At 66.4% G+C, this 24,491-nt stretch carries 13 protein-coding genes; 11 read left to right on the plus strand and 2 right to left on the minus strand.

The window, feature by feature from the left end; genetic code table 11:
* Nucleotides 1-871: 871 nt before the first annotated feature.
* Nucleotides 872-1,135 (minus strand): hypothetical protein, encoded by a 264-nt coding sequence (locus ABS52_08380; protein ID ODT03613.1) that lies wholly within the window; start codon nt 1,133-1,135, stop codon nt 872-874.
* Nucleotides 1,136-2,103: 968 nt separating this feature from the next.
* On the opposite strand from ABS52_08380, the gene ABS52_08385 reads away from it, so the two are divergent.
* From ABS52_08385 to ABS52_08420, 8 genes are all read left to right on the plus strand, one after another.
* Nucleotides 2,104-5,691 carry an RNA helicase gene (locus ABS52_08385; protein ODT03614.1) on the plus strand — a complete coding sequence of 1,196 codons (3,588 nt, stop codon included), beginning with the start codon at nt 2,104-2,106 and terminating at the stop codon, nt 5,689-5,691.
* The gene (locus tag ABS52_08390; protein ODT03615.1) at nt 5,688-7,307 is read left to right on the plus strand and encodes a transcriptional regulator; all 1,620 of its coding nucleotides are present in this window, start codon (nt 5,688-5,690) and stop codon (nt 7,305-7,307) included. The genes ABS52_08385 and ABS52_08390 overlap by 4 nt, the downstream gene beginning before the upstream one ends.
* Before the next feature lie 365 nt (nt 7,308-7,672).
* Nucleotides 7,673-10,585: a hypothetical protein gene (locus tag ABS52_08395; GenBank protein ODT03616.1), complete on the plus strand. Its 2,913-nt coding sequence runs from the start codon at nt 7,673-7,675 to the stop codon at nt 10,583-10,585.
* Nucleotides 10,586-10,588: 3 nt separating this feature from the next.
* Nucleotides 10,589-13,918, plus strand: a complete 3,330-nt coding sequence (locus ABS52_08400; protein ID ODT03617.1) for an AAA+ family ATPase — start codon at nt 10,589-10,591, stop codon at nt 13,916-13,918.
* A complete protein-coding gene (locus ABS52_08405; GenBank protein ID ODT03618.1) occupies nt 13,915-18,225 on the plus strand; it encodes a hypothetical protein in 4,311 nt (1,436 codons plus the stop codon). Before ABS52_08400 ends, ABS52_08405 begins: the two co-directional genes overlap by 4 nt.
* A gap of 429 nt (nt 18,226-18,654) precedes the next feature.
* Nucleotides 18,655-19,587, plus strand: a complete 933-nt coding sequence (locus ABS52_08410; protein ODT03619.1) for a hypothetical protein — start codon at nt 18,655-18,657, stop codon at nt 19,585-19,587.
* Between the two features lie 278 nt (nt 19,588-19,865).
* On the plus strand, nt 19,866-21,107 hold the full coding sequence (locus ABS52_08415) for an AAA family ATPase (GenBank protein ODT03620.1): 1,242 nt from the start codon (nt 19,866-19,868) through the stop codon (nt 21,105-21,107).
* A gap of 31 nt (nt 21,108-21,138) precedes the next feature.
* Nucleotides 21,139-22,359, plus strand: a complete 1,221-nt coding sequence (locus tag ABS52_08420; GenBank protein ID ODT03621.1) for a hypothetical protein — start codon at nt 21,139-21,141, stop codon at nt 22,357-22,359.
* Nucleotides 22,360-22,451: 92 nt separating this feature from the next.
* On the opposite strand, the gene ABS52_08425 is transcribed toward ABS52_08420, so the two are convergent.
* Nucleotides 22,452-22,634, minus strand: a complete 183-nt coding sequence (locus ABS52_08425) for a hypothetical protein (protein ID ODT03622.1) — start codon at nt 22,632-22,634, stop codon at nt 22,452-22,454.
* A 479-nt stretch (nt 22,635-23,113) separates the two neighbouring features.
* Here ABS52_08425 and ABS52_08430 point away from each other — a divergent pair, with 479 nt between their 5' ends.
* The 3 genes from ABS52_08430 to ABS52_08440 all read left to right on the plus strand — a co-directional run bounded on the left by ABS52_08430 (nt 23,114) and on the right by ABS52_08440 (nt 24,476).
* On the plus strand, nt 23,114-23,488 hold the full coding sequence (locus tag ABS52_08430; protein ODT03623.1) for a hypothetical protein: 375 nt from the start codon (nt 23,114-23,116) through the stop codon (nt 23,486-23,488).
* Between the two features lie 102 nt (nt 23,489-23,590).
* Nucleotides 23,591-23,794, plus strand: a complete 204-nt coding sequence (locus tag ABS52_08435; GenBank protein ID ODT03624.1) for a hypothetical protein — start codon at nt 23,591-23,593, stop codon at nt 23,792-23,794.
* A gap of 4 nt (nt 23,795-23,798) precedes the next feature.
* Nucleotides 23,799-24,476, plus strand: a complete 678-nt coding sequence (locus ABS52_08440) for a hypothetical protein (GenBank protein ODT03625.1) — start codon at nt 23,799-23,801, stop codon at nt 24,474-24,476.
* Nucleotides 24,477-24,491 lie beyond the last annotated feature (15 nt).

Genomic DNA, 24,491 nt, shown 5'->3' on the forward strand with positions numbered 1-24,491 from the left:
GTGGAGGGGGGCGGGGGGTGGGGGGCGACTCTGAGAGATACACGGATTGGGGAGGAAGGTGCGGGGGGGCGAAGTACCGCTCGCGACGGTACATCCCCCCGCAGCGCGCCATGAGCGTTAGTCTGAACCGCCGCGGCCTTAGAGGAGGCTCCCGCCTTGCGGCTGTGAGTGTGGGGCGCCGCGCGCGCCCACCCCGTCGCTCATCGTGCATGTCGCGGAGGCGGCGGACGTGCAGGCCGATGACTCGGGCGAGCCGGCCGGGCCCGAGAGCCTCCTCGGCGTCCAGCATCAGCCCGATTTCCGCCAAATGTGAAACTCGAGCAGTGCCTCATTGGAGAGGCTCTCCTCGAGCGCAGCATCGGACTGGTAGTTGTGTGAGGACGAGGACTGATGACGGATCGTCTGGTTAGCGCTTCCTTTGGCGGATCTTGGTGAGCCGAGCGCCGGACGCGATGGCGACCGCGCGGAGAGTCAATCCTGCGTCATGGTCGTGAATCCGAAGTCGAATACGTGTAGTCCACAACGACCCCATTGCGTATGGTGAGAGAAAGGGAGCGAGAGCGCATTCGATCGTATCCATAACCGATCGTTGCCGGCCTTCCTTCCCATCCCGTATAGGTCCAGGTCTCGGTGCCGTTGGCGGCACGCGTGATCGACTGCGGTGCGCCCAGCTTCGATCGCACGGACTCTCCGGTCGTTGATCCCTTGGAGATGGACTGAACGAAGGACTCCTCGATCTTCACCCCGCCGCGTCGTGGGGTGACCGAGAGGCAACCGGTACCGTGCAACCATGCGATCCCGATGGTCAACAGTCGCCGAACGAAGTTCCCCATCTGCACGCTTCTCATGCTGTGGTCAGTCAGGGTGAGTGTTACCAGCTCCATACTGCTTCGATGCCGATGCGCCTCCCGCCGTCGGGTGCCGTTAGCAGGACGGGCGATACCCTCGGCCGTACGCCGGCATGCTGCCGAGCGCGCTCGCGGTGCATGCGATTGGCACTGTCGTCCGCATCGAGGAACCCGAAGACATACGCCCCTAACAGCAGAGCCGTATTTACCGGCGCGCACTTCACGTGCAGCACCAGCAGCATCCCCTGGTCGCACTGCACTCGCGAGATGCCGTTGAAGAGGACCACGACCGATCCGACAAGCAGTGCCGCTCCCTTGAGGTGCTCCCCCGCGTAGAGATGCCCTCCTCCGGCGGCAACGAGGGCGTACCTCCTGGCGAGGGCGGGATCGCGATACTCCCAATCTTTGTCATCGAGTCCTGCGGCAGATGACCTTCCGGACGGCGCGGCGGATGCCGAAGCGGATGCCGCGGCGGGAGGAGTCGCCCCACCTGTTTCCACGAGGCCGTCTGTGGATCGAAGTGCCCCGCGCTCGGACCCGTCGTCGGTGGATACCTGAGTCGGAGCGGGTGAGGGCGCTGCCGCTGTGTCGCCTCGAGCAGCGGGGTGCAGGAGGTCGCTTCGTATCCAGCCGGCGGCCCTCACTCCTTGTATCCGCGTCCCTCCCACCGATCGTTCGAGCGCCGCGAGCTGCGTGCCGCGTTTGAGTGTCGCCACCACAGTGACGTCCGCAGTGGGGGCACGCCGGACGTTGGCGCGCGTGACGGCAACTGAAGCCGAATCCTGCGCGGCGATGGCGTGGATCGGCGATGCCAGTGCGAGCATCACGAACGCCAACTCGATGCCCGCGCGCCGACGAGAACGTCGCCCGCCAGACTGCGGCAGCGGTGGTAATGATTTTCACGGAGGGCCACACTGAGGACTGCCGAGTCGAATCGTCACCCCCGAGACGGGTGTTCGCCCTACGAGGGCAACTGGTCAGGCAGCCTCATCCGGGTTGCGCCCTAGGCCCTCGGATGAGACCTTGGCATGACTCGGCCGGTGCTTGGCCGACCGTCAGTCCCGGGGGATACCGTGGTCCCGGGATTCGGCGCGAGGTGTCTAGTAAGTGATCGCGTACTCGGAGGCGGAGAATGGATGCGAGCGACGATTCTTGAAGGAGCGGTTCGGCCGTCAGAGGGGCGCGAAGCACGCTCAGGGGAATGCCCCGCTCCGCAGGTGCGGATTTCGCCACGATCGCACGCCGACGCTCCCGCATGACGCTCGAAGAGCTCAAACCGAACGCCACCGTCCGCGGCATCCTCCCCTCTGAGCTGGCGACCGTTGTCGGCGTCACCTGGCACGGCTCGAACGCCCTCACGGTCGTCTACCGTGGCCCCGAGGGCCGCCTCGCCGAGGAGATCCTCTACCGCGACGACGAACCCCGCCTCGAGTTGGTCGCGGTCGGACGCCCCTGGAGCTTCGACGGCGACGGCGCCGCCTTTCGGCTGGTCGCCGAGGCGCACCGGATCCGCCTCGCCCACCTCTTCGACCCGGTCCTCGCCGTCCACACGTCGCTCGTGGACCCGCTCCCGCACCAGATCACCGCGGTCTACGAGCAGATGCTGCCCCGTCAGCCGCTCCGCTTCCTCCTGGCGGACGACCCGGGCGCCGGCAAGACGATCATGGCGGGGCTCCTCATCAAGGAGCTGATCGCACGCGGCGACCTGCGGCGCTGCCTCATCGTCTGCCCCGGAAGCCTGGTGGAGCAATGGCAGGACGAGCTCAGCCGCCGTTTCCACCTTCCCTTCGAGATCCTCACGAACGACAAGCTGGAGGCCGCGCGCACGGGGAACTGGTTCCTGGAGAACGACCTCGCGATCGCGCGCCTCGACAAGCTCTCGCGCAACGAGGACATCCAGCAGAAGCTCTCGGCGCCGGACTGTCGCTACGACCTCATCGTGTGCGACGAGGCGCACAAGATGTCGGCGACGTTCTTCAGCGGGGAGGTGAAGTACACCAAGCGCTACAAGCTCGGGCAGCTGCTCTCCACGCTCACGCGCCACTTCCTGTTGATGACGGCGACGCCGCACAACGGCAAGGAGGAGGACTTCCAGCTTTTCCTGGCGCTGCTCGACGGCGACCGCTTCGAGGGACGTTTCCGCGATGGCGTGCACCAGGTCGAGGTGTCGGACCTGATGCGCCGCATGGTAAAGGAGAACCTGCTCAAGTTCGACGGTCGCCCGCTCTTCCCCGAGCGAATCGCCTACACCGTCCCCTACAAGCTCTCCGACCTCGAGGCTCGGCTCTATCGCGAGGTCACCGACTACGTGCGTCAGGAGTTCAATCGCGCCGACGCGCTCCAGAACGACAAGCGCGCCGGCACGGTGGGGTTCGCGCTGACGATCCTCCAGCGCCGTCTTGCCTCTTCACCCGAGGCGATCTACCAGTCGATCAAGCGCCGCCGAGAGCGGCTGGAGAAGCGCCTCCGCGAGCTGGAACTCCTGCAGCGCGGTGGCGCGCCGGTCGCACGAGAACCCGCGCCGCGCCTACTCGATGCCGACGACGTCGAGGATCTCGAAGAGGCGCCGGAGAACGAGGTCGAGGCGGTCGAGGAGGAGATCCTCGATCAGGCGACGGCCGCCAGCACCATCGCCGAGCTGCAGGCTGAAATCGCGACGCTCGCGAGACTGGAGCAGCTCGCGACCGATGTGCGCCGCAGCGGGCAGGACACGAAGTGGCGCGAACTCTCGCGACTGCTGGGCGAGATCTTCTCATCGAACGGCGGCAATCCTGGCGCCGTCGGCGAGCGACAGCCCCCTCGGGGTGCCGGAGAGATTTTCCCTCCCGTCCCGTCACCTCGCCAGAAACTCGTGCTCTTCACTGAGCACCGGGACACGCTCAACTACCTGGAGCGCCAGATCGCCTCGCTCCTCGGTCGCCCGCATGCCGTCGTCCTGATCCACGGCGGGATGGGACGCGAGGAGCGGCGGAAGGCGCAGGAGAGCTTCCTCCACGACCCCACCGTGCAGGTGCTGCTGGCGACAGACGCCGCTGGCGAGGGGATCAACCTCCAGCGGGCCCACCTGATGGTCAACTACGACCTCCCGTGGAACCCGAACCGGCTGGAGCAACGATTCGGTCGCATCCACCGAATCGGGCAGACCGAGGTGTGCCATCTCTGGAACCTCGTCGCTGACGAGACGCGCGAGGGTGACGTCTACAGAACGCTGCTGGAGAAGCTGGAGGAAGCACGAAAGGCGTTAGGCGGTCAGGTCTTCGATGTCCTAGGGAAGCTTCAATTCGAGGGGAAGGCGTTGAGAGAGCTCTTGCTGGAGGCGATTCGATACGGCGATCAGCCCGAGGTGCGGGCGCGTCTCACTCGATCGATCGCCAACGGCGTCGATCGGAGCCACTTGCAAGGACTGATCGAGGAACGGGCCCTGGCGCATGATGCCATGGACGCCAGCCGGGTGGCGCGGATTCGGGAGGAGATGGAACGGGCCGATGCGCGACGCCTCCAGCCGCATTACATCGAGTCCTTCTTTCTTGAAGCGTTCCGGCAGCTGGGCGGAAACGCGCGCCTGCGTGAGGCCAGGCGTTACGAGGTGTCGCACATCCCGGCCCCTGTGCGGAACCGCGACCGGGTCATCGGCACGGGTGACCCGGTGCTCCCGCGCTACGAGCGCATCGTCTTCGAGAAGGAGCTGATCGCGCCGCCGGGGCAGCCGCTCGGGGCATTTGTCTGCCCGGGGCACCCGCTGCTCGACGCGACGCTCGACCTCACCCTGGAGCGCCACGCTGACCTCCTCAAGCGGGGGACCGTTCTCGTCGACGAGCGCGACCCCGGAACCGAGCCGCGCGTGCTCTTCTTCATCGAGCACGGTATCCAGAATGCGAGCCTGCTTCCCTCCGGAGAACGTCGCACCATCTCGCGCCGGATGCTCTATGTCGAGATCAACAAAGCGGGCGACACCCGGCACCTGCAGTACGCGCCGTATCTCGATTACCGGCCGCTGAAGGAAGGGGAACCCGGTTGCGATGCCTTGCTCGCCCGACCCGAATTGGCCTGGGTGACGCGCGAGGTGGAAGCGACCGCTGCTCGCTACGCGGTCGAGCACGTCGTCCCGGAGCACGTGAAGGAGGTCCGTGATCGGCGCCTCGAGCTGATCCAGAAGACACGCGCCGCGGTGAGGGACCGACTCACGAAGGAGATCACGTACTGGGACCACCGCGCCGCGCGACTGCAACTGGATGAGGCGGCGGGAAAGCCGAACGCACGCCAGAACTCCCAGGAAGCGCGGCGTCGGGCCGACGACCTACAGGTTCGCCTGGAGAAGCGACTGGCGGAACTGGAGCGCGAAGCGCAGATGTCGGCGCTATCGCCAGTCGTGCGAGGGGGGCTCGTCGTGGTTCCGATCGGCCTCCTGAACCAGATCAGCGGCGTTTCGACTCCGGTGGAGACGACGTCGCCCGATACCCAGGCGTCGGCCGCGCGCGCGCGACGCGTGATCATGGACGTGGAGCGGTCGCTCGGTTTCCACCCCACTGACCGCGAGTTTGAGAAGCTCGGCTACGACGTGGAGAGCAGCGATCCCAGGACGGGCGAATTGCGCTTCATCGAGGTCAAGGGGCGCGTGAGCGGCGCCGACACGCTCACCGTGACCAAGAACGAGATCCTCTACTCGTTCAACAAGCCGGATCACTTCATCCTGGCCATCGTCGAGTTTCTCGATGACGAGCGGCATCGGGTGCACTACGTGCGCCGGCCGTTCGATCGCACGGGGATCACGACGGACTTCAACGGGGCGAGCGTGAACTTCCCGTTCGCGCAGCTGGTGGAGCGGGGGGAGGAGCCGCGGTGACGCGCTCCGAGTTCCTGGCGTTGCTCAACGCTCCAGAAGGGACACGCCTGGAGTGCAAGGAGGCGCGCGCTCGGTTCGAGTTCGATGAGCTGGTGCGCTACTGCGTTGCGTTGGCCAACGAAGGCGGCGGCACCATCCTGCTCGGCGTCACGGATACCCGCCCGCGCACTGTGGTCGGCAGCCAGGCCTTTTCTGAACCGGGTCGAACGGAAGCGGGGATCTTCGAGCGGCTCGGACATCGGGTAAGCATCGAGGAGCTGATCCATGACGCCCATCGCGTGCTGATCGTGCGAGTGCCGCCTCGGTCTGCGGGCGCTCCGTGGAGCGATCGCGGACAGTACTGGATGCGGGCAGGAGATGCGCTGCAACCGATGTCCGACGACACCTTGCGCGCGATTCACAATGAATCTGCCCATGACTTTTCGGCCGAGATCTGTCCAGACGCCGTGCTCGCCGATCTGGCGGCAACGTCCATCGCGGAGTTCCGTCGCCGCTGGGCTGCTCGCAGCGGCAACGACCGCATTCTCGCCTGGACGGACGACGAGCTCCTTCGGAATGCGGAGCTAACCTCGGAACGCGGGATCACGTTCGCTGCGCTCTTGCTGCTCGGGGCCACGGGCGCACTCGGGCAGTTTCTGCCGCAAGCAGAGATCGTGTTCGAGTATCGGTCGTCGGAGTCCGCCGGACCGGCGCAGGATCGCCTGGAGTTTCGCGAGGGATTCCTCGGCTACCACGACCGTCTGTGGGATCGCATCAACCAGCGGAACGAACGACAGAGCTATCAGGACGGCTTCTTTCGCGCCGAAGTCGCGACCTTCGACGAACAGAGCATTCGAGAGGCGATCCTCAACGCGTTCTGCCATCGGGACTACCGACTGGGAGCGTCTGTCTTCGTACGACAGTTCGCGCGCCGGCTGGAAGTGGTGAGTCCGGGCGGCTTTCCCGCGGGGATTACTCCGGACAACGTCCTCGACCAGCAGAACCCGCGAAATCGACGTCTCGCCGAGGCCTGCGCTCGATGCGGGCTGATCGAGCGCGCGGGTCAGGGGATGAACGTGATGTTCGAGCAGGCCATCAAGCAGAGCAAGCCGCTCCCGGATTTCCGCGGCTCGGCAGGGCATGAGGTCCGGCTCACGCTCCGCGGTGACGTGTCGAATCCAGCGTTCCTAAGGTTCATCGAGCGAGTGGGGGCCGAGACGCTGTCCTCCTTCGATACGCGCGACCTGCTCGTGCTCGATTCCCTTCAGCGAGGCGAGGCCACTCCCGACGCCCTTCGGGACCGCCTCCCTCGCCTCCTGGAACTCGGACTCATCGAACGAATCGGCGGGGGACGGGGCACGCGCTACCTCCTGAGTCGCCGGTACTACTCGGCGATCGGGGAGCGCGGAACCTACACGCGACGGCGCGGACTGGACCGCGGGGCCAATAGGGAGCTTCTGATGAAGCACCTGATCGACGTGGGCGCGGACGGAAGCCCGTTCTCCGAGCTGCAGCAGGTGCTCCCCGGTCTCTCGCGTGGGCAACTCAGGACGCTGCTGGTCGAGCTTCGGGACGCGGGGCGGGTGCGCGTCGAGGGGTTGCGGCGTTGGGCTCGCTGGTTTGCGGTCGGTGCGTAGACTGCCGCCCGGTCGCTATGAATCTCCGACTATGAATTCTACGCTTAAACGTCATACTTAGAAGCGTAAGTCTTTGTATCGCAACAGGTTCTATGAATACTCCCTCCGAAGAAACGTGCATATGATGTCATAGAGTCGGCACATAGGGCAGCGGCGGCGACCGCCGACCTGTCTCCCCCCGACCCAGCCGACGCGCGAGGCCGTGACGCCCCCGATTAACTCTCGCGGTCGACCGGAAGAAGAAACGCCCCTGGCGGGGCGTCGGGCCGGTGATGCTATCGCCGGCGGGGGGCGCTTCCACAATCGGCAGCGCTTCCGACGGCGTCAAGTCAGCCAGAAGAACCTCTCGTGGTCAACGAGCACCCATGACCGTCAAGTCCCACAAGAAACTCATCGAAGTCGCCCTCCCCCTCGAGGCCATCAACAAGGCCTCGGCGCGGGAGAAGTCGATCCGGCACGGCCACCCCAGCACGCTGCACCTGTGGTGGGCGCGGCGCCCGCTGGCGGCGGCGCGGGCGGTGATCTTCGCGCAAATGGTGGACGACCCATCGTCGTGTCCGGACCTCTTTCCCACCGAGAAGGCGCAGGAGAAGGAGCGGCAGCGACTCTTCCGGATCATCGAGGAGCTGGTGCAGTGGGAGAACACGACCAACGAGGAGGTTCTCCAGAAGGCTCGCAACGAGATCTGGCAGAGTTGGCGCCGCGCCTGCGCCGAGAACGCGGACCACCCGCGGGCGAAGGAGCTGTTCGACCGGCACACGCTCCCCGCCTTCCACGATCCGTTCGCCGGCGGCGGGGCGTTGCCGCTGGAGGCGCAACGGCTGGGGCTCGAGGCGTACGCGAGCGACCTGAACCCGGTGGCGGTGCTGATCAACAAGGCGATGATCGAGATCCCGCCTCGATTTGCCGGAAAGCCGCCGGTGCGGCCGCGGTCGAAGGACGACCCGCCGGAGTTCATGCACCGGCAGTGGAAGGGAGCGCAGGGGTTGGCGGAGGACGTGCGCTACTACGGGCAGTGGATGCGCGACGAAGCGGAGAAGCGGATCGGCAAGCTGTATCCGCCCATCGAGGTGACCGCCGAGATGGCGAAGGGGCGGCCGGACCTCAGGCCGTACGTGGGACAGAAGCTCACGGTGATCGCCTGGCTGTGGGCGCGCACGGTGAAGAGCCCCAACCCGGCGTTTGCCAAGGTGGACGTGCCGCTGGCCTCGACCTTCATGCTGTCGACCAAGGCGGGGAAGGAGTCGTACGTGGAGCCGCTGATCGAGGAGGGTGGCTACCGGTTCACGGTGAAGGTGGGGAATCCGAAGAATGCGGCGCGGGCAAAGAGCGGGACCAAGCTGTCGCGCGGGGCGAACTTCGCGTGCCTGATGTCGGGGGCGCCGATCGAGGGCGACTACATAAAGGCAGAAGGCAAAGCCGGGCGGATGGGGGCGCGACTGATGGCGATCGTGGCTGAGGGGGAGCGAGGGCGCGTGTATCTCGCGCCGACGCCTGAGCATGAAGCGGCGGCACGGAAGGCGCAGCCGGAGTGGAGGCCAGAGCTGAATATCTCCGGAAGCACGCAGTACGTAGGCGTGAAGCCCTACGGAGTCGAACGCTTCGATGCAATCTTCACCGAACGACAAACGCTGGCGCTAACGACGTTCTCAGGTCTCATATCCGAAGCGATGCAGCAGGTGCATCGTCACGCCGTAGGTATGGGACTAAAGGATGACGGCATGACGCTGCGCGACGGCGGCAGCGCTGCGACGGCGTATGCAGAATCTGTCGCGGTGTACTTGGCTTTTGCGCTTAGCAAGCAGGCGGACCTTGCCAACAGCCTTTGCGGATGGGAGCCGATTGCTCAGTGCCCGCGACACCTCTTCGGTCGGCAGGCCATTCCAATGCTTTGGGATTATGCCGAGGGTAATCCCCTGGGAAACAGCTCAGGCGCATGGACGGTGTTCCTTGATGGCATCGTCAAGGCGCACACAAGGGCCTTTGAGCACGTTGCCCCCACCGCACGAGGTCACGCGCAACAAGGCGACGCAAGTGTGCAAAGAATCTCTGTTGACAAGATTGTCTCAACGGATCCGCCATACTACGACAACGTCCCCTATGCCGACCTTTCGGACTTCTTCTACGTCTGGCTACGGCGCTCTCTCCGTGGAGTCTTCCCGGATCTGTTCGCAACAGTCGCAGTACCGAAGGCCGAGGAACTCGTGGCTTTCGCCTATCGACACGAGGAAGGGAAGAAGGGCGCCGAAGCATACTTCCTTGATGGCATGACGAGCGCAATGCGCCGTCTTGTCGACCAGTCCCATCCAGCGTTCCCGGTCACCATCTACTATGCCTTCAAACAGTCTGAGAGCTCCGCGGAGAGCGGTACTGCCAGCACTGGTTGGGAAACATTCCTCGACGCGGTGATTCGCGCTGGATTCGGCACGACGGGTACATGGCCAATGCGTACCGAGAATGACTCTCGCCTAAGAGGCCAGACTTCGAACGCTCTCGCATCCAGTATTGTGCTTGCCTGCCGCAAGCGCGCCTCCGACGCCCCCACCGCCACCCGCCGCGAGTTCGTCGCCGCGCTCAAGTCCGAACTCCCCGCGGCGCTCGCGCACCTGCAACGCGGCAACATCGCCCCGGTGGACCTGGCGCAAGCCGCCATCGGCCCCGGCATGGCGATCTACACTCGTTATGCGCAGGTGCTCGACGCGCAGGGCAAGCCGCTCTCCGTGCGCGAGGCGCTGGCGCTCATCAACCAGGTGCTCGACGAGACGCTGGCCGAGCAGGAGGGGGACTTCGACGCCGACACCCGTTTCGCCGTGACCTGGTTCGAGCAGCAGGGGTTCGCCGAGGGGGAGTTCGGCGTGGCCGACGTGCTGGCGCGGGCCAAGAACACCAGCGTGGACGGGCTGCGCGAGGCGGGCGTGCTGGAGTCCAAGCGCAGCAAGGTGCGGCTGCTCACTGCCGACGAGCTGCCGGCCGACTGGGACCCGGCCACCGACACGCGCCTCACGGCGTGGGAGATGGTGCATCATCTCATCCGCGCGCTCAACGCCGGGGGCGTGACGCAAGCGGCGGCGCTGCTCAAGGCGCTCGGCGCCAAGGGGGAGGTGGCGCGGGAGCTGGCGTATCGGTTATATGCGATCGCCGAGCGAAAGAAGCGGGCGGCGGATGCGTTGGCGTACAATGGGTTGGTGCAGAGTTGGCCGGAGATTGCGCGGTTGGCGCAGGAAGACGGCAAAGCACGCGTCACACAGGTGGACGCCTTCGCCGACACGGAGGAGTAGCCCATGGCCATCACCAACCGCGACCGCGTCACCCGCGGCCTCGACCTCTTGCGCGACGGACTTCAGCCGTTCGTCGAACGCGAACTCAAGTCGAAGTACGGCGACCGCTGGCCCGCCGAACTCCGCGCCGGCCTCGCCGGGCGCAACATCGGAATGGGCGACAACCCGCTGCAGGATCCGCAGGTCCTCCTCTTCGTCACCGACAAGCTGTGGGGGCCCGTCTTCGGGAACATCCTCTCCCGGAGCGACCGCACGCTCGCGCTCGAACTCACCGACGTGCGCAACAAGTGGGCACATGCCGACTCGTTCAGCAGCGATGACGTGGACCGCGCACTGGACTCGGTCGAACGGCTGCTCAACAGCGTCGCCGCGCCACAGGCCGACGAGGTCCGCAAGCTCAAGCTCGACTTGCGGCGCACGATCTACGACGAACAGGTGCGCGGGGCACATCGTCGGGCGGGCGGAACACTGATCGAGCCGACTGCCGCCAGCACCATCTCGGCCTGGCGCGACGTGGTCACGCCGCACGCGGATGTCGCAAGCGGCCGGTACCAGCAGGCGGAGTTCGCCGCCGATCTCTGGCAGGTGCACATCGGGGAGGGCTCGGACGAGTACAAGAAGCCCGCCGAGTTCTTCCGTCGCACCTACCTCACCGAGAGCCTCAAGCAGCTCCTCATCGGTGGAATCCAGCGCATTTCTGGGCAGGGGGGCGACCCGGTCGTGCAGCTGCAGACCAATTTCGGTGGCGGCAAGACGCACTCGATGCTCGCGCTGTACCACCTGTTCTCCGGCGCGCGCATCCCGGACCTCCCGGGGGTCGATACGCTGCTCGCCGAGGCAGGGGTCAAGTCGCTCCCGAAGGCGAAGCGGGTGGTCCTGGTCGGGAACAAGATCTCGGCGGGGAGCCCTTCGACGAAGCCTGATGGCACGGTGGTTCGCACGCTGTGGGGAGAGCTGGCGTATCAGCTCGGCGGCAAGAAGGCCTACGCCCGCATCAGGGAGGACGACGAGCGCGCGACGAGTCCCGGCGACACGCTGCGCGAGCTGTTCGTCGAACACGGCCCAGCGCTCATCCTCATCGACGAGTGGGTGGCGTACGCCCGCCAGCTGCACGACCAGTCGGACCTTCCGGCTGGGAGCTTCGAGACGCAGTTCACCTTCGCCCAGGCGCTCACCGAGTCGGCCAAGCTCGCCGGCAACTGCCTCCTGGTGATCTCGCTCCCGGCGTCGGACACGACCGGGTCGCCGCACACGCTCTCCGACGACGTTGAGGTAGGCGGCGTGCGCGGGCGCACGGCGCTCGACCGGCTGCGCAACGTGGTTGGGCGCGTGGAGTCGTCGTGGCGCCCGGCGACGGCGGAAGAAGGGTTCGAGATTGTGCGGCGACGTCTGTTCGAACCCATCGCCGGCGATGCTGGCTTCAAGCAGCGGGACATCACGGCGCGCGCCTTCGCGGAACTCTATCGCAGCCAGACCGGGGAGTTTCCCAGCGAGTCGCGCACCGTCGACTACGAGAAGCGCATCCAGGCGGCGTATCCCATCCACCCCGAGGTCTTCGACCGACTGTACACCGACTGGTCGACGCTGGTGAAGTTCCAGCGCACGCGCGGCGTGCTGCGCCTGATGGCGGCGGTGATCCACTCGCTGTGGGAGAAGGGCGATCGCAACCCGCTCATCCTCCCCTCCACCATCCCCATCGACGATCCGCGCGTGCAGTTCGAACTCACGCGCTACCTGTCCGATAACTGGGTCCCGATCATCGAGAAGGACGTCGACGGCCCCAGCTCGCTCCCCAAGAAGCTCGACGAAAACCCCGCGCTCGGCCGCCTGCACGCCGCCCGTCGCGTCGCACGCACCATCTACCTGGGCTCCGCGCCGCATTCCGGCACCGCTCATCGCGGCATCGACGACCAGCGCATCAAGCTTGGGTGCGTGATGCCGGGCGAGCCGCCCGCGGTATATGGAGACGCCCTGCGGCAGCTCGCGGCGGCGGCGACGTACCTGTACCAGGACGAATCCCGCGCCTGGTATGACACGCAGCCCACCGTCACCAAGCTGGCCGCTGACCGCGCCGAGCAACTCAAGCGATCGCCCGACAAGGTGGCGCACGAGATCGAGGAGCGGTTGCGACTCGACCTGCGCAAGCACGGCGACTTCTCGCGCATCCATCCGGTGCCGCGCAGTGGCGCCGATGTGCCCGATGATCTCGACGCTCGGCTCGTCGTGCTCTCCGCCGAGTACCCGTACGCAGGAGAGCCCGACAACGCAGCCTTCAACGCCGCCCGGGCCATTCTCGAGTCGCGCGGCAACGCACCGCGACTGTACAGGAACACGTTGGTCTTTCTCGCTGCCGACAAGGCGAGGTTGCAGGACCTCGACGAGGCGGTACGCAAGTACCTCGCGTGGGAGTCGATCCTGGCGGAGAAGGAGACGCTTAACCTGACACCGTTCCAACAACGCCAGGCCGAGTCGCAGCGCAGGACCGCCGAATCGACCGTGACCGCGCGCCTCCCCGAGGCGTACCAGTGGCTGATCATCCCCGAGCAGGCGACGCCGCAGGAGCCCATCTCCCTGCGCGCGGCGAAGCTGACGGGGAGCGATGCGCTCGCAGTGCGGGCGAGCCGGAAGCTCAAGAGCGAGGAGACGCTGATAGGCGCGCTCGGGTCAACCGTGCTGCGGATGCGGATGGATGACGTGCCGCTGTGGCGCGGCGATCACGTCGAGGTGCGTCAGCTGGTCGAGGATTTCGCGAAGTACCCCTACTTGCCGAGGCTCGCTGGGGCGGAGGTGCTGGTGCGAGCCGCGCGCGACGGGGTGGCGTTGCTCACCTGGGAGACGGATACGTTCGCGTTCGCGGAGAGTTACGACCAGACGGGGAAGCGATATCGCGGGCTTCGTTGTGGGCAACAGGTGCAGTCGATCGCGGTTGAGGGAGCGGGCCTTCTCGTCAAGCCGAGCGCGGCGCGGGAGCAGCTCGATCGTGTTCAACCGGGCGGACAACCACCGAGGCCAACGCCTCCGGAGGGCTTGGGAGTCGAACCGGGCGGTGGTGGTCGCGGCCGGCCATCCGTGCCGCCTCCTCCAACCCCGCCCGCGTTGCCCAAGCGGTACTACGGGACTGTCACTCTCGAGGCAGCGCGAGTTGGGCGAGACGCGGGGAAGATCGCTGAGGAGGTCATCTCGCATCTGGCGGGACTCGACGGAGCGAAGGTCACGGTCACGCTGGAGATCTCAGCGGAGGTGCCTGGTGGTGTGCCGGAGAATGTCGTGCGGATCGTGATGGAGAATGGGAGGACGTTGCGGTTTGCGGGGCAGGGATTCGAGAGGGAGTGATCGCTGTGGAGAACGAATTCGAGATTCCGTGGCCGAAGCTAGTCGCATTCCATCGTGCCATCGTTCGGCGTGCAGAGGAGGGCTTCTGGGCGCTCGACGCGAGTTCCAGCACGAGTGAGAGGTGGAGCAGCGTGCAGGCCTTCGTCCCATTGGAGCTGGACGGGCCATGGCAGATCGAGGCGGCTCAACTGAACAGTGGGCCGTGGCGGCAGCTGCTGCATCAGGGGAAGCTCGAGACGATCTTCCTCGGTGGCCCGTGCTTCGTCGGGAGTGCGACGTTCGGCTCGAAGTTGAAGAGCTCCTGGCAGCCCCTCTTCTACCGTGAGGTCTCCATCAACGAGCGAGAGGGCGGCCTGGAGATTCGCCCGTCTGGCGACACGTGGGTACTGAGTCCGCCTGTGCACCAGAGACTCGATCGCTGGCAACTACGGCCCGACCTGGAGCCAGACGCGTTGAGCGCTCAGGCTCTCGTGGAAGCGCGCCGGATTCTCAAGCAAGACGGCTCGCCCGCGCACGATGCGCTGTATCGTGCCTTGGTACGTCTCATTCCGGAAGTCGAGTCTCGCTTCGAACTCGACCCACGGCGAGCGTTTCCGACCACACCGCCTACTGGATGGGTGCTGTTCAGCCCCCCCACGAGTGTTGGTCCCTACAATCGACACCTCATCCGCGACTACGACCAGCTCGAGCGCCTACTGGTGCTGCAGAAGCCGTCCGAGGTTGGCGGTCTCTCGCTACTTCGCCCGATCGCGCAGCCAGCGACGCCGCGACATGCGGAGGTGCTTCCGTTCGTGGCGCTCAACACTGCGCAAGAACGCGCAGTCAGCGCCATGCTTGGCGGACAGCCGGTCACGGTGGTCTCCGGGCCACCCGGTTGCGGCAAGAGCCAAGTGGTCGTGTCGCTGCTTCTCAACGCGTGGGCCCGCGGGCAGTCGGTCCTGTTCGCCAGCAATAACAACAAGGCCGTGAGCGTGGTGGCGGAACGCCTCGCTCCATTTGACGAGGACAGCCCGGTGGCCATCCGGGCCGGGAGTGGCCCTAGCAACAACGTTGCGACTGCGCTGCGACGCATCATTCAGTCCGCTGGAGCCACGACGTCGCAGAAGGCGCAATGGTCCAAGGCGCTCGTTGGCTCTCTCCTTGAGGAGCGACAGGTTCTGCGAGGGCATCTCGATTCAGGCACACCCCAGCAGGTTGAAGAGGCGCTGGCTTCGGCCCTATCCACTTTCAGTCGCTCGCGGCGCATGTACGCCGACCTGCAGCAGAGGTTGGAGGTCCTGTCTGATCGTTTTCGGCTCATTACGGGGCTACCGATTTCGCCGACGGCGGCGCGAGACGTGCTTCGCAGCACCGAGCAGTGGTTGCTGCAGGTCGCGGCACTTCGCGACCAGGTTCCACTCGATACCGCCGAGCGCGAGAGACTCGACGACGAGGCGAGGGGGGCGCGGGACCACTATCTCAAGGCGCTGACGGAGTGCGCGGTCTCACCTTCCTCGTTCACGGACCAGGAGTCCGTCCCACAGCTTTCCTCAATCGACAGCAGCCTCCGCGCTTGGATGCTGGCCGCTCGTGAGACTGTCACTGCGCAGGGGGCACGTCTGCTCGCTGATGAGGAGTGGTCCACAGCGTGGGATCGATGGACCTCGTCGACACATGCACTGGCGTTCGTAGACACGGCGCGCACGGTGCTCGCGAGCGTCGTGGAACTGTTGCCGGCTCTGAGGACCACGGTCGCAACCGCTGATGAAGCGCGCGCTCTCCACGTCGAACGGCGACACGCCCTTGTCGGCGCGGGCTGGCCTCCGCATGTCACCGAGCCGTCCATTCCTCCCGACGGGCTTCGCCGGTGGTTGTCGCTTCATGCCGAGCTGCTTGCCCTTCCGCACTCGTCCTACCACCCTGTCGCTTGGCTCACACGTCGGCGCGTGCGTCGCCAACAGGCCGTCATCGAGGCATCCCTACGTCCAGACCTCCCCCTCGACGTCTGGAGGAGCGTCGGAGCGCTCAATGACGCGGGGCGTAGTCGACTGGCGGACGTCCTGGAGAGCCTGCTCAGGCTCATGGAGGCCCGTGAGCGACTAGTTCCAGCCACCGCTGCCGCATCAGAGGTCGCCGCCAGACTTGCGGCGCTCGCCCCAACACTGCTTTCCCTTGGTATCTCGCCTCCGCGCTCGCCGCTTGATATCGAGGGTTGGCTGGCTATCGCCGAGGAGTTGCGTGCGCTTGCTCAAGCAGCCCTTGACGCGGATCACGGATGGCGTGCGAGAGAGAGCCGGGAGGAGCTTCGAAAGCGGCTCGCGCTCGTTGGTTCGAGCTGGACGGAATTGACGCACGGAGGAACGCTCCTCGCCACGTGGATGTCCGAGCGAGGGAAGGACGTCGATACCGCGATGACAGCGCTCACAACGGCCCCAACGTCTCGGGTGCTGGAGATCGCGCATGAGTATCTGCAGTCGGGCCCCCTGATGCAGTTGTGCGAGTCGGTTCACGACGCCGTGCTTCGCCAAGACGAATCGATGCGCGCGGCGAGTCGCCGCGATGCGATTCCTTCCGAGGCAGAGCGTCGCCAAGCCGCGTGGTCGTCACGCGGTGAGTACGTGCTCAGTCTACCGACTGACCAAGCCGATTGGCCGGACAGGAGTGCTTTTGAAGCGCGCCTGTCCATGCTGCGGGCGTGGGTCGTCGAGTGGACGGCGTTCTATGACGGTGACCGCCCCGGGCTGCTCAAGGCGATACACGTCGAGCGAACCCTGGCGTCGGAGCGCCTTCGAGAAGCGGCTGCATCCATACCCCCCGGCAGCGCGTCCGCCGGCATTCGCGAGGAAGTTGACGGCATCCTCTCGACAGACAACGAGTGGCCGATATCGCAGCTGCAGGAGCGCTTCGCCCCGTTCCTGCCGGAGGGCATCAGGCTTCGCCTGGATGAGCTGCAAGCGGAGCTATCACAGTCCGCAATGGATGAAGGGCGTAGCGCCTGGCTCCAGCGACTTCATACCGAGGTCGATGCGCTCAAGGCGGTCACGACGCTCAAGCATCTTGCGGGGGATGGCGGGCAGGGTGACCTCACCGCGCACGGAGACGTCTTTCGCCAGGCACTGCGCGTGGCTCCGGTGTGGATCACCACCGCACAGACCACGCGCTCCATTCCGCTTCTTCCGCAGCTGTTCGATCTGGTGGTAATCGATGAAGCGTCGCAGTGCACGCTGACCAACCTGCTCCCCATGCTCTACAGAGCGAAGCGATTGGTCGTCATCGGTGATCCGCAGCAGCTTCCCGCAATCACAGTCGTTGGGCCGAGCGAAGAGCGGCATTTGGCCGAGGAACACGACGTCCGACGGTTCCTGCTCGAGTACGGCCACGATCGCCGAGACTTGTTTTCCGTGGCGCGGGAAGCGCTTCCAAGAGGTGCAGCGGATGTCATCATGCTCGATGAGCACTATCGAAGCGATCCGCTGATCATCGGCTTTGCGAATCGCTACGTCTACCAACGGAAGCTCATCCTGCGGCGACCACCTTCAGGGCCCGCTTCCTCGTCCATTAGACAGGGAATCTCCCACAAGCATGTAAATGGACGTCCGTACCGGAAGAGCGGAGGCTCATGGGTGAACGAACAGGAGGCCAGGGCTGTCCTTGAGGTCGTACGGACCGTCCTGGCGACCGGCATCGAACCACGTGAACTGGGGGTCGTCACGCCGTTCGCCGGACAGAAGGAGCGCATCGGTGTGCTCCTCAGGGAGTCTGGCGTACCCGAACAGGTGCACGTGAACACCGCTTTCGGATTTCAGGGAGATGAGCGCCAGGTCATCGTCTTTAGCGCGGTGGTTAGTGACGGCGTTGAGTCAGGAACCAGTCGGTGGGTCGAACAACCACCGAATCTGCTGAATGTCGCGCTGACTCGTGCGAAGGACGGGCTGATCGTCGTGGCCAATCTGGACTATTGCAGGAAACAGAGCGGGCTCCTGGGGGACTTAGCCGCTTATCTCGACGACGTGGATGTACTCCGCAATGGCATCATCGAAGAGCTCTCGCTCTTCAATTGGATGACCATGGAGGGGTGGGTCCCGAGAGTGCACCCGAAGGTTGGGAACGAGACGCCGACCTTCGTCTTGGCTGAACCGCAGGCCCATCGCCTCGCCGTGATCGTGCGCGCCCTGACGGAGTTGGAGCAGCCACGCGATGAGCGCGAGCGAGCGCGAGCTCTCACGCTCGCGGGGGCAGGCTACCGGGTACTCGAGTTCACCGCGCGTGACGTTAGGGAGACCCCAACGGCTGTGCTCAAGCGCATCAGGGAGAGGATGACTGCGTGATGATGCATACCACATCGCACATTCGCTGCCAGACCCACCCATCGAGTTGAGCGCGCGACGCGTTCGGGTGTAGACTGATCGAGGCCCCCGGCGGATTACTCCTCGCTGAAGGCGTGAGAAGCGAGCCTACCGGAGTGCGCGTGGTAGACCATGCTCAGATCCCCTCGTCGGGTGCCGCCACGATCCAGATGCGTCGTTGCGGCGCTTCTGCCTTCAGCTCGTCATCGAGCTTCTCATAATTTGACAGCAAGTCCTCGAGCAGGTCGTCCTGCGACCACAGGCGCACCTTGACGAAGCTCGCCGCCAGTTCCCTGGCCACGCTCGACTTGAAGGCTCCCTAGGTGTAATTGACGAGGAGGTTGTTCACTGAGCCGTAGCAGGGCAAGCTGGAGTTGTCGAGACCACAACCGGCAACTGCCAGAGGGCTCAGTGAACGTCCACAAGCATGCACGATTGACCCCGCGGGGGCGAGCCCTCGCGGTCCAGCGCGTCCTCGCGGGCGAACGCGCGCCCGTTGTCGCCCACGGGTGTGGGGTGTCCGTCCGGACCGTGTGGAAGTGGGTCCGTCGCTGCCGCGAGCTGGGGGAGGTGACGGCGCGGAGCACCACGGATCGCTCCTCGCGCCCCCGCCGGATCGCACGACAACTCCCCCGGCACCAGCGGCGCCAGATCCTCCGCGCACGCCGCAAGCGCTGGAGTTCGCTCCGCATTGCGCAGCATTACGCGCTGGCCGTGTCCACGGTGGTGACCATCCTGCGGCGCCACGGCCTCAACCGGCTGGCGCGCCTGGAACCGCCCCGGCCGGTGCAGCGCTACGAGCGCCGGCGCCCCGGCACGCTCGTCCACTTCGACGTGAAGAAGCTGGGGAAGATCGGCCGCGTCGGCCATCGCATGCACGGCGACCGCACGACCCGCGTACGCGGGATCGGCTGGGAGTATGTCCATGTCGCCATCGACGACTGCACGCGCCTGGGCTACGCGGAAGTGCTCGCCGACGAACAGGGCGAGACCACCGCGGGCTTTCTGCAGCGGGCCTACGCCTGGTATGCCGCCCACGGCGTCACGATCCGCCGCCTGCTCACCGACAACGGCGGCAACTACCGGAGCGCGGCCCTGGCGGCCGCCTGCAAGGCGCACCGGATCCGGCACTACTTCACGCGTCCCTACCGGCCCCAGACCAACGGCAAGGCCGAACGCTTCATCCGCACCCTGCTCCACGAGTGGGCGTATGCGCACGCCTACGGCCGCTCCGTCTATCGCACCCGCGCCCTACCCGCGTACCTTCGCTTCTACAACACCGAGCGCCGTCATACCGCGCTCCACTTCCTCACCCCGCTCCAGCGCCTCGCGGCGAAGCAGTGAACAACCTCTTCGTCATCAACAGCTAGGCGTCCGCGCGGCGGCGAAGCGCGCCGCCGAGCGTTCGCACTCGGCCCAGCGAGAGGCGGCGTCCAGTGGTCTCCCCTTGCTGGGTGAGCGGCGGTGCGACAAGCACCTGGGCCGATCACCCAGCAGGGCGGCACCCGCATCTCCTGACGACAACCGCCCGTAGTCACCTTTCAATCTGCCGCCCGCCAACCTTTCATTCTGCCGTATACTAACCTTGCAATCTGCCGCGCTCCTGTGTTACGATCCGCGGCATGTCCGGCACTACTGCCTATCCACGCTACTCCGAGGAGCGTCTCACCGAGGCGCTCGCCGACTCCCCCGCGGTCCTGATCCACGGGCCGCGGCAGAGTGGGAAGACGACCCTCGCACGCTCGGTGGGCGACCGGCTCGGCTACCAGTACACCACCTTCGACGACGACGTGGCGCGCGCGGCGGCCAGCGCGGACCCGATCGGGTTCGTGGCCGATCTCCCCAGACGAGCCATCCTGGACGAGGTCCAGCACGTCCCCACCCTCTTCTCGGCCCTCAAGGCGGCGATCGATCGCGCGCGCACGCCCGGGCGATTCATCCTCACCGGATCGGCCAACGTCCTGCTAGTCCCACGACTCTCGGATTCGCTCGCGGGACGGATGGAGATCTTGCGCCTGCATCCGCTGTCGCAGGGCGAGATCGCGCGCACGGAACCTCACTTCATCGACGCCCTCTTCACCGGCTCGTTCAGGCGGCCCCGAAGCCGTCGGTTGGCCGGAGAGCTGGTCGAGCGAGTTGTCGCTGGCGGATATCCCGCCGCACTGCAGCGTGCGCAACCGCGTCGCCGCGCGGCGTGGTATCGCAACTATGTCGACGCGCTCGTCGAGCGGGACGTACGCGACATGTCGCGGATCAGCGCGCTGGACGCGCTCCCTCGTCTGCTCGCGGTCGCCGCGGCCAACACGGCGCAGACGCTGAACATCAGCGAGCTCGCCGCCCCATTCAGCCTCACCCGCCCGACCATCAAGGACTACGTGACGCTGCTCGAGCGCGTCTTCCTCATCGACACCCTTCCCCCCTGGCACTACAATCGGCTCAAGCGCCTGGTGAAGACGCCCAAGCTGCACATGGGCGACACGGGTCTCGCCTGCGCGCTGCTCGGACTCGACGCGACCGCACTCCATGCGGATCGGTCGGCGTTCGGCCCGCTGCTCGAGACATTCGTCTTTCAGGAATTGCGGCGTCAGGCGAGCTGGCACCCCGAAACGGTCACCTTCTACCATTTCCGCGATCGAGATGGTGTGGAGGTCGACCTCGTGCTCGAGTGCGGTGCGCGCGTGGCCGGGATAGAGGTGAAAGCCGCGGCCACCGTGACGGACGCGGATTTTCGCGGGCTGCGGAAGCTGCGCGAGGCCACGGGGCGGCGATTCTCGGCCGGGGTGGTGCTGTACGATGGCGAGACCTCCGCCCCGTTCGGAGAGGGACTCCATGCCCTCCCCATGAGCACCCTCTGGGCGCGTTGACGCCCAGGCGCGCGCCTCCGTTCTCCCCTCCATGGACAACATCACCCACGCCCTCGCCGGCGCCCTCCTCGCCGAAGCCGCCTGGCAGCGTGTGGCGCGCGCCCCATCGCCCCCGCCTGTCGCCTTTCGCCCCACGGCCTACACACTCGGCATCGTCCTGGCCGAGCTCCCCGACCTCGACATCGCCTACTCGGGCGACGTACTCGGCATCGGTCCGCTGGGCTACCTGCTTCACCACCGCGGACACACGCACACGGTCCTCTTCACCATCGTGGCGGGGCTGGCGGCGTGGGGGGTGACGCTGCTGTACCGCCGCGACCTGCGCGCCCAACCGTGGTCGCGAACGCTGCTCGGGCTCTCGCTCATCGCCTCGCTCTCGCACGTAGCCCTGGACTACACCAACAACTACGGCGTGCATCCGTGGTGGCCGCTGAGCGCGCGGTGGATCTACGGCGACGCGGTCTTCATCATCGAGCCGTGGCTCTGGATCGCGGCGCTGGGGCCGCTCCTCTTCATCGCTCGCGGGACGCTGAGACGCCTGCTGAGCGGGGCGTTGCTGCTGACGATCCTCGTGGCGGCGTGGCGGGTGGAGATGGTGGGGCACAACGTGGCCGCGGTACTCACGATCGGGGCCATTGCCTGGACGCTGGTGAGCTGGCAGCTGGCGCCCTCGCGCCGGGCGACTTGGGCGCTCGTGGCGTGGGGAGCGTTCGAGGCAATTTCCTTCACGGGGTCGGCGCTGGGGCGGCAGGCCGTGGTACGGGCGGTCGGCGCGCCGCTCCGCGACGCGGTACTCACCCCGGCGCCGGGGAACCCGTTGTGCCTGGCGGCCATCGTCGTCACCGAATACGACGGCACCTACTCGGCCACCACCGCCACGGTGGCGCCGGTGCCGGCGCTCTTGACGGCGAGCGCGTGCGGCAACGTGAGGCGCGGGGATGCGGCCGAGGCCTCACGGGCGGACCGCAGCGATTCGCCGGCGATCGGCTGGGGGCGCACGTGGAGCGCGCCGGTCGCCGAACTGCGCGCCCTCGCGGCCGAGCGATGCGAGCTGGCGGCAGCGCTGGAGTTCATCCGGGTCCCGGTGTGGGAACGCGGGGCGAACGGAGTCGTTACGATGTACGACCTGCGATTCGGAAGCGGCGAGGGATCGTTCACGACGGTGGTGTCGCGCCCGGGCGAGGCGTGCCCGCGATGGATCCCGGGGTGGGAGAAGCCGCGAGGGGATGTACTGGGGGAGGGGGCACGGTAGTCAGCGAGTACACGATTCGGCACCAATCGTCGGGAAATGGTACGGTCCGGCCACGGGATCGCCCCCACCGTGGAGCATGCCCCCTTGCCTCCCTAACTGCGCCGAGCGTACGCCGTGGTCATGCCGGCGCCCTCGTCGGTTCTCTCGAACCTCACCCATCGCATCTGGACGATGGAGGAACGGAACGTCCTTCCCGACAACGAGCACCGGTACGAGGTGGTGGACGGGGAGCTGCTGGTGACGCCGGCGCCGTCGTGGCGCCACCCGCGGGGCACCCCCGAACTGGCTCAGGCGGGGGTCCCCGAGGAGTGGATCGTCGACCCGGCCAATCGCTTGGTCGAGCGCTGGCGTCCGGGAATCGACGAGCCCGAAATCCTGGCCGAGTCGTTCACGTGGCAGCCGCGCGAGGGCGCGTCACCGCTGGCGTGTAGGGGTGAAGCGGTACTTCGGTCGCGTCCACGGCTAGAGTATTTCCGCCACCGTGCACGCAAACCCCGGCAGCACCTTGCCCGGGCACTCGTCGCGCGACAGCTCCTCTGCCACCAGGTCCGGCGCCAGCTTGCTGAATCCGTGCGTGTCGCGCGGCGGCTGGATATGGAGGAGCTCCTTTGTGGTCATTGGCAAGGCGCTCGGTTTGGCCGAGTATAGTACGGCAGGTCCATGGCGGCAAACGAAGTGGCGTCGGGCCGATAATGTCGCCGCCGGCGCCTCCCCCCCGGTAACCATTCGCCTTCACACCCATCCGAATCGCGACATGTGGCTCTTCACGAAGCACGGATTCTTTTCGGCCGTCTGCGCCCGTCAGGGCGACGGCGCCCACGGCCAGCCCGTCGACCCCTCCCGTATCATGGTCCGCGCCCGCCTTCGCCCGCACCTCGAGGCGCTCACGGCGCGCTTCCCCGACGAGCTCGAGGGGTGCGAGATCGTCGAGACGAAGCGCAGCGACTACGCCTTCCGCCTCTTCGTCGGCAAGGCGGCGTGGACGCGCGTCGCGGCGGCGCTCGCCGAGGAGATCGACTACGACAACTTCAAGGACGAGGTGGAGAAGTACCAGGGCGATGACGGCGCGGGGTATCACCACGCGCTGGGCGACATCTGGTCGGTGATGTACGAGCTGCAGCGTCGTTAGGTCCGGCGGGGCGGTGACGGCCCGGAAGCTGGATGACGCCCCCCCCCTTCCCTCCGGCGCCCCCGGCGGCAACTTCCAGCCACCCTCACCTCGGTCACTGGCATGCAGTGGTCCATCGTCGCCCTCAACTTCCTCTACGCCGCCCTCGGCGTCGCGATGATGTTCGTCGCCTACCGCGTCATAGATCTCCTGACACCCAAGGTCGATTTCGAGGATGAACTCAGGAAGGGAAACGTCGCCGTGGGGCTGTTCATCGCCGCCATCTTCATCTCGGTGGCGATCGTGATCGGCGGGGCGCTCAACTAGGAGCATGAGCGCCGTGTGCGGCTCCCTGCTGTCACGGAACGGCATTGTGCCGGGGGCGATCCTGCGCGCCGGTTTGCTCCTGGCGGCACTCGTCGCGCTCGCCCCTCGCGACGCGCCGGCCCAGCCCCGTCGCCCCGCCGACCGCTACGACGACGCCTTCCGCAAGTACAGCAAGCGCTACTTCGGTCCCGCCTTCGACTGGCGCATCTTCAAGGCCCAGGGGATGGCCGAGAGCAACCTGGATCCCAAGGCCAGGAGCTGGGTGGGGGCGCGCGGGGTGATGCAGCTGATGCCGGCGACGTTCAACGAGATCCGGTCGAGGAACCCCGACCTGCAGCGCATCGACAGCCCGGAGATGAACATCGCTGCCGGCATTGCGTACGACCGGGCGCTCTGGACGCGCTGGGAGGGCGACTCGGTGATCGCCGACACGCGCGCCTTCACCTTCGCCAGCTACAACGCCGGGCGCAGGACGGTGCTCAATGCGCAGGATGAGGCGCGAGCGTCGAGGCTCGACCCCCGATCGTGGCCGAGCATCGAGACCGTCGCCCCGAAGGTGAAGCGGTGGCGGCACGAGGAGACGATCGGCTATGTGCGGCGCATCGGGGAGTTCCATGCGCGGCTCGACGACCGGGGGCGGGTGATGGTGGACTCGGTCACGGCGCGAGGGGTGAAGCGGTAGCGCGTGATGGTCGTC

The organism is Gemmatimonadetes bacterium SCN 70-22, from assembly GCA_001724275.1.
Lineage (GTDB): Bacteria > Gemmatimonadota > Gemmatimonadetes > Gemmatimonadales > Gemmatimonadaceae > SCN-70-22.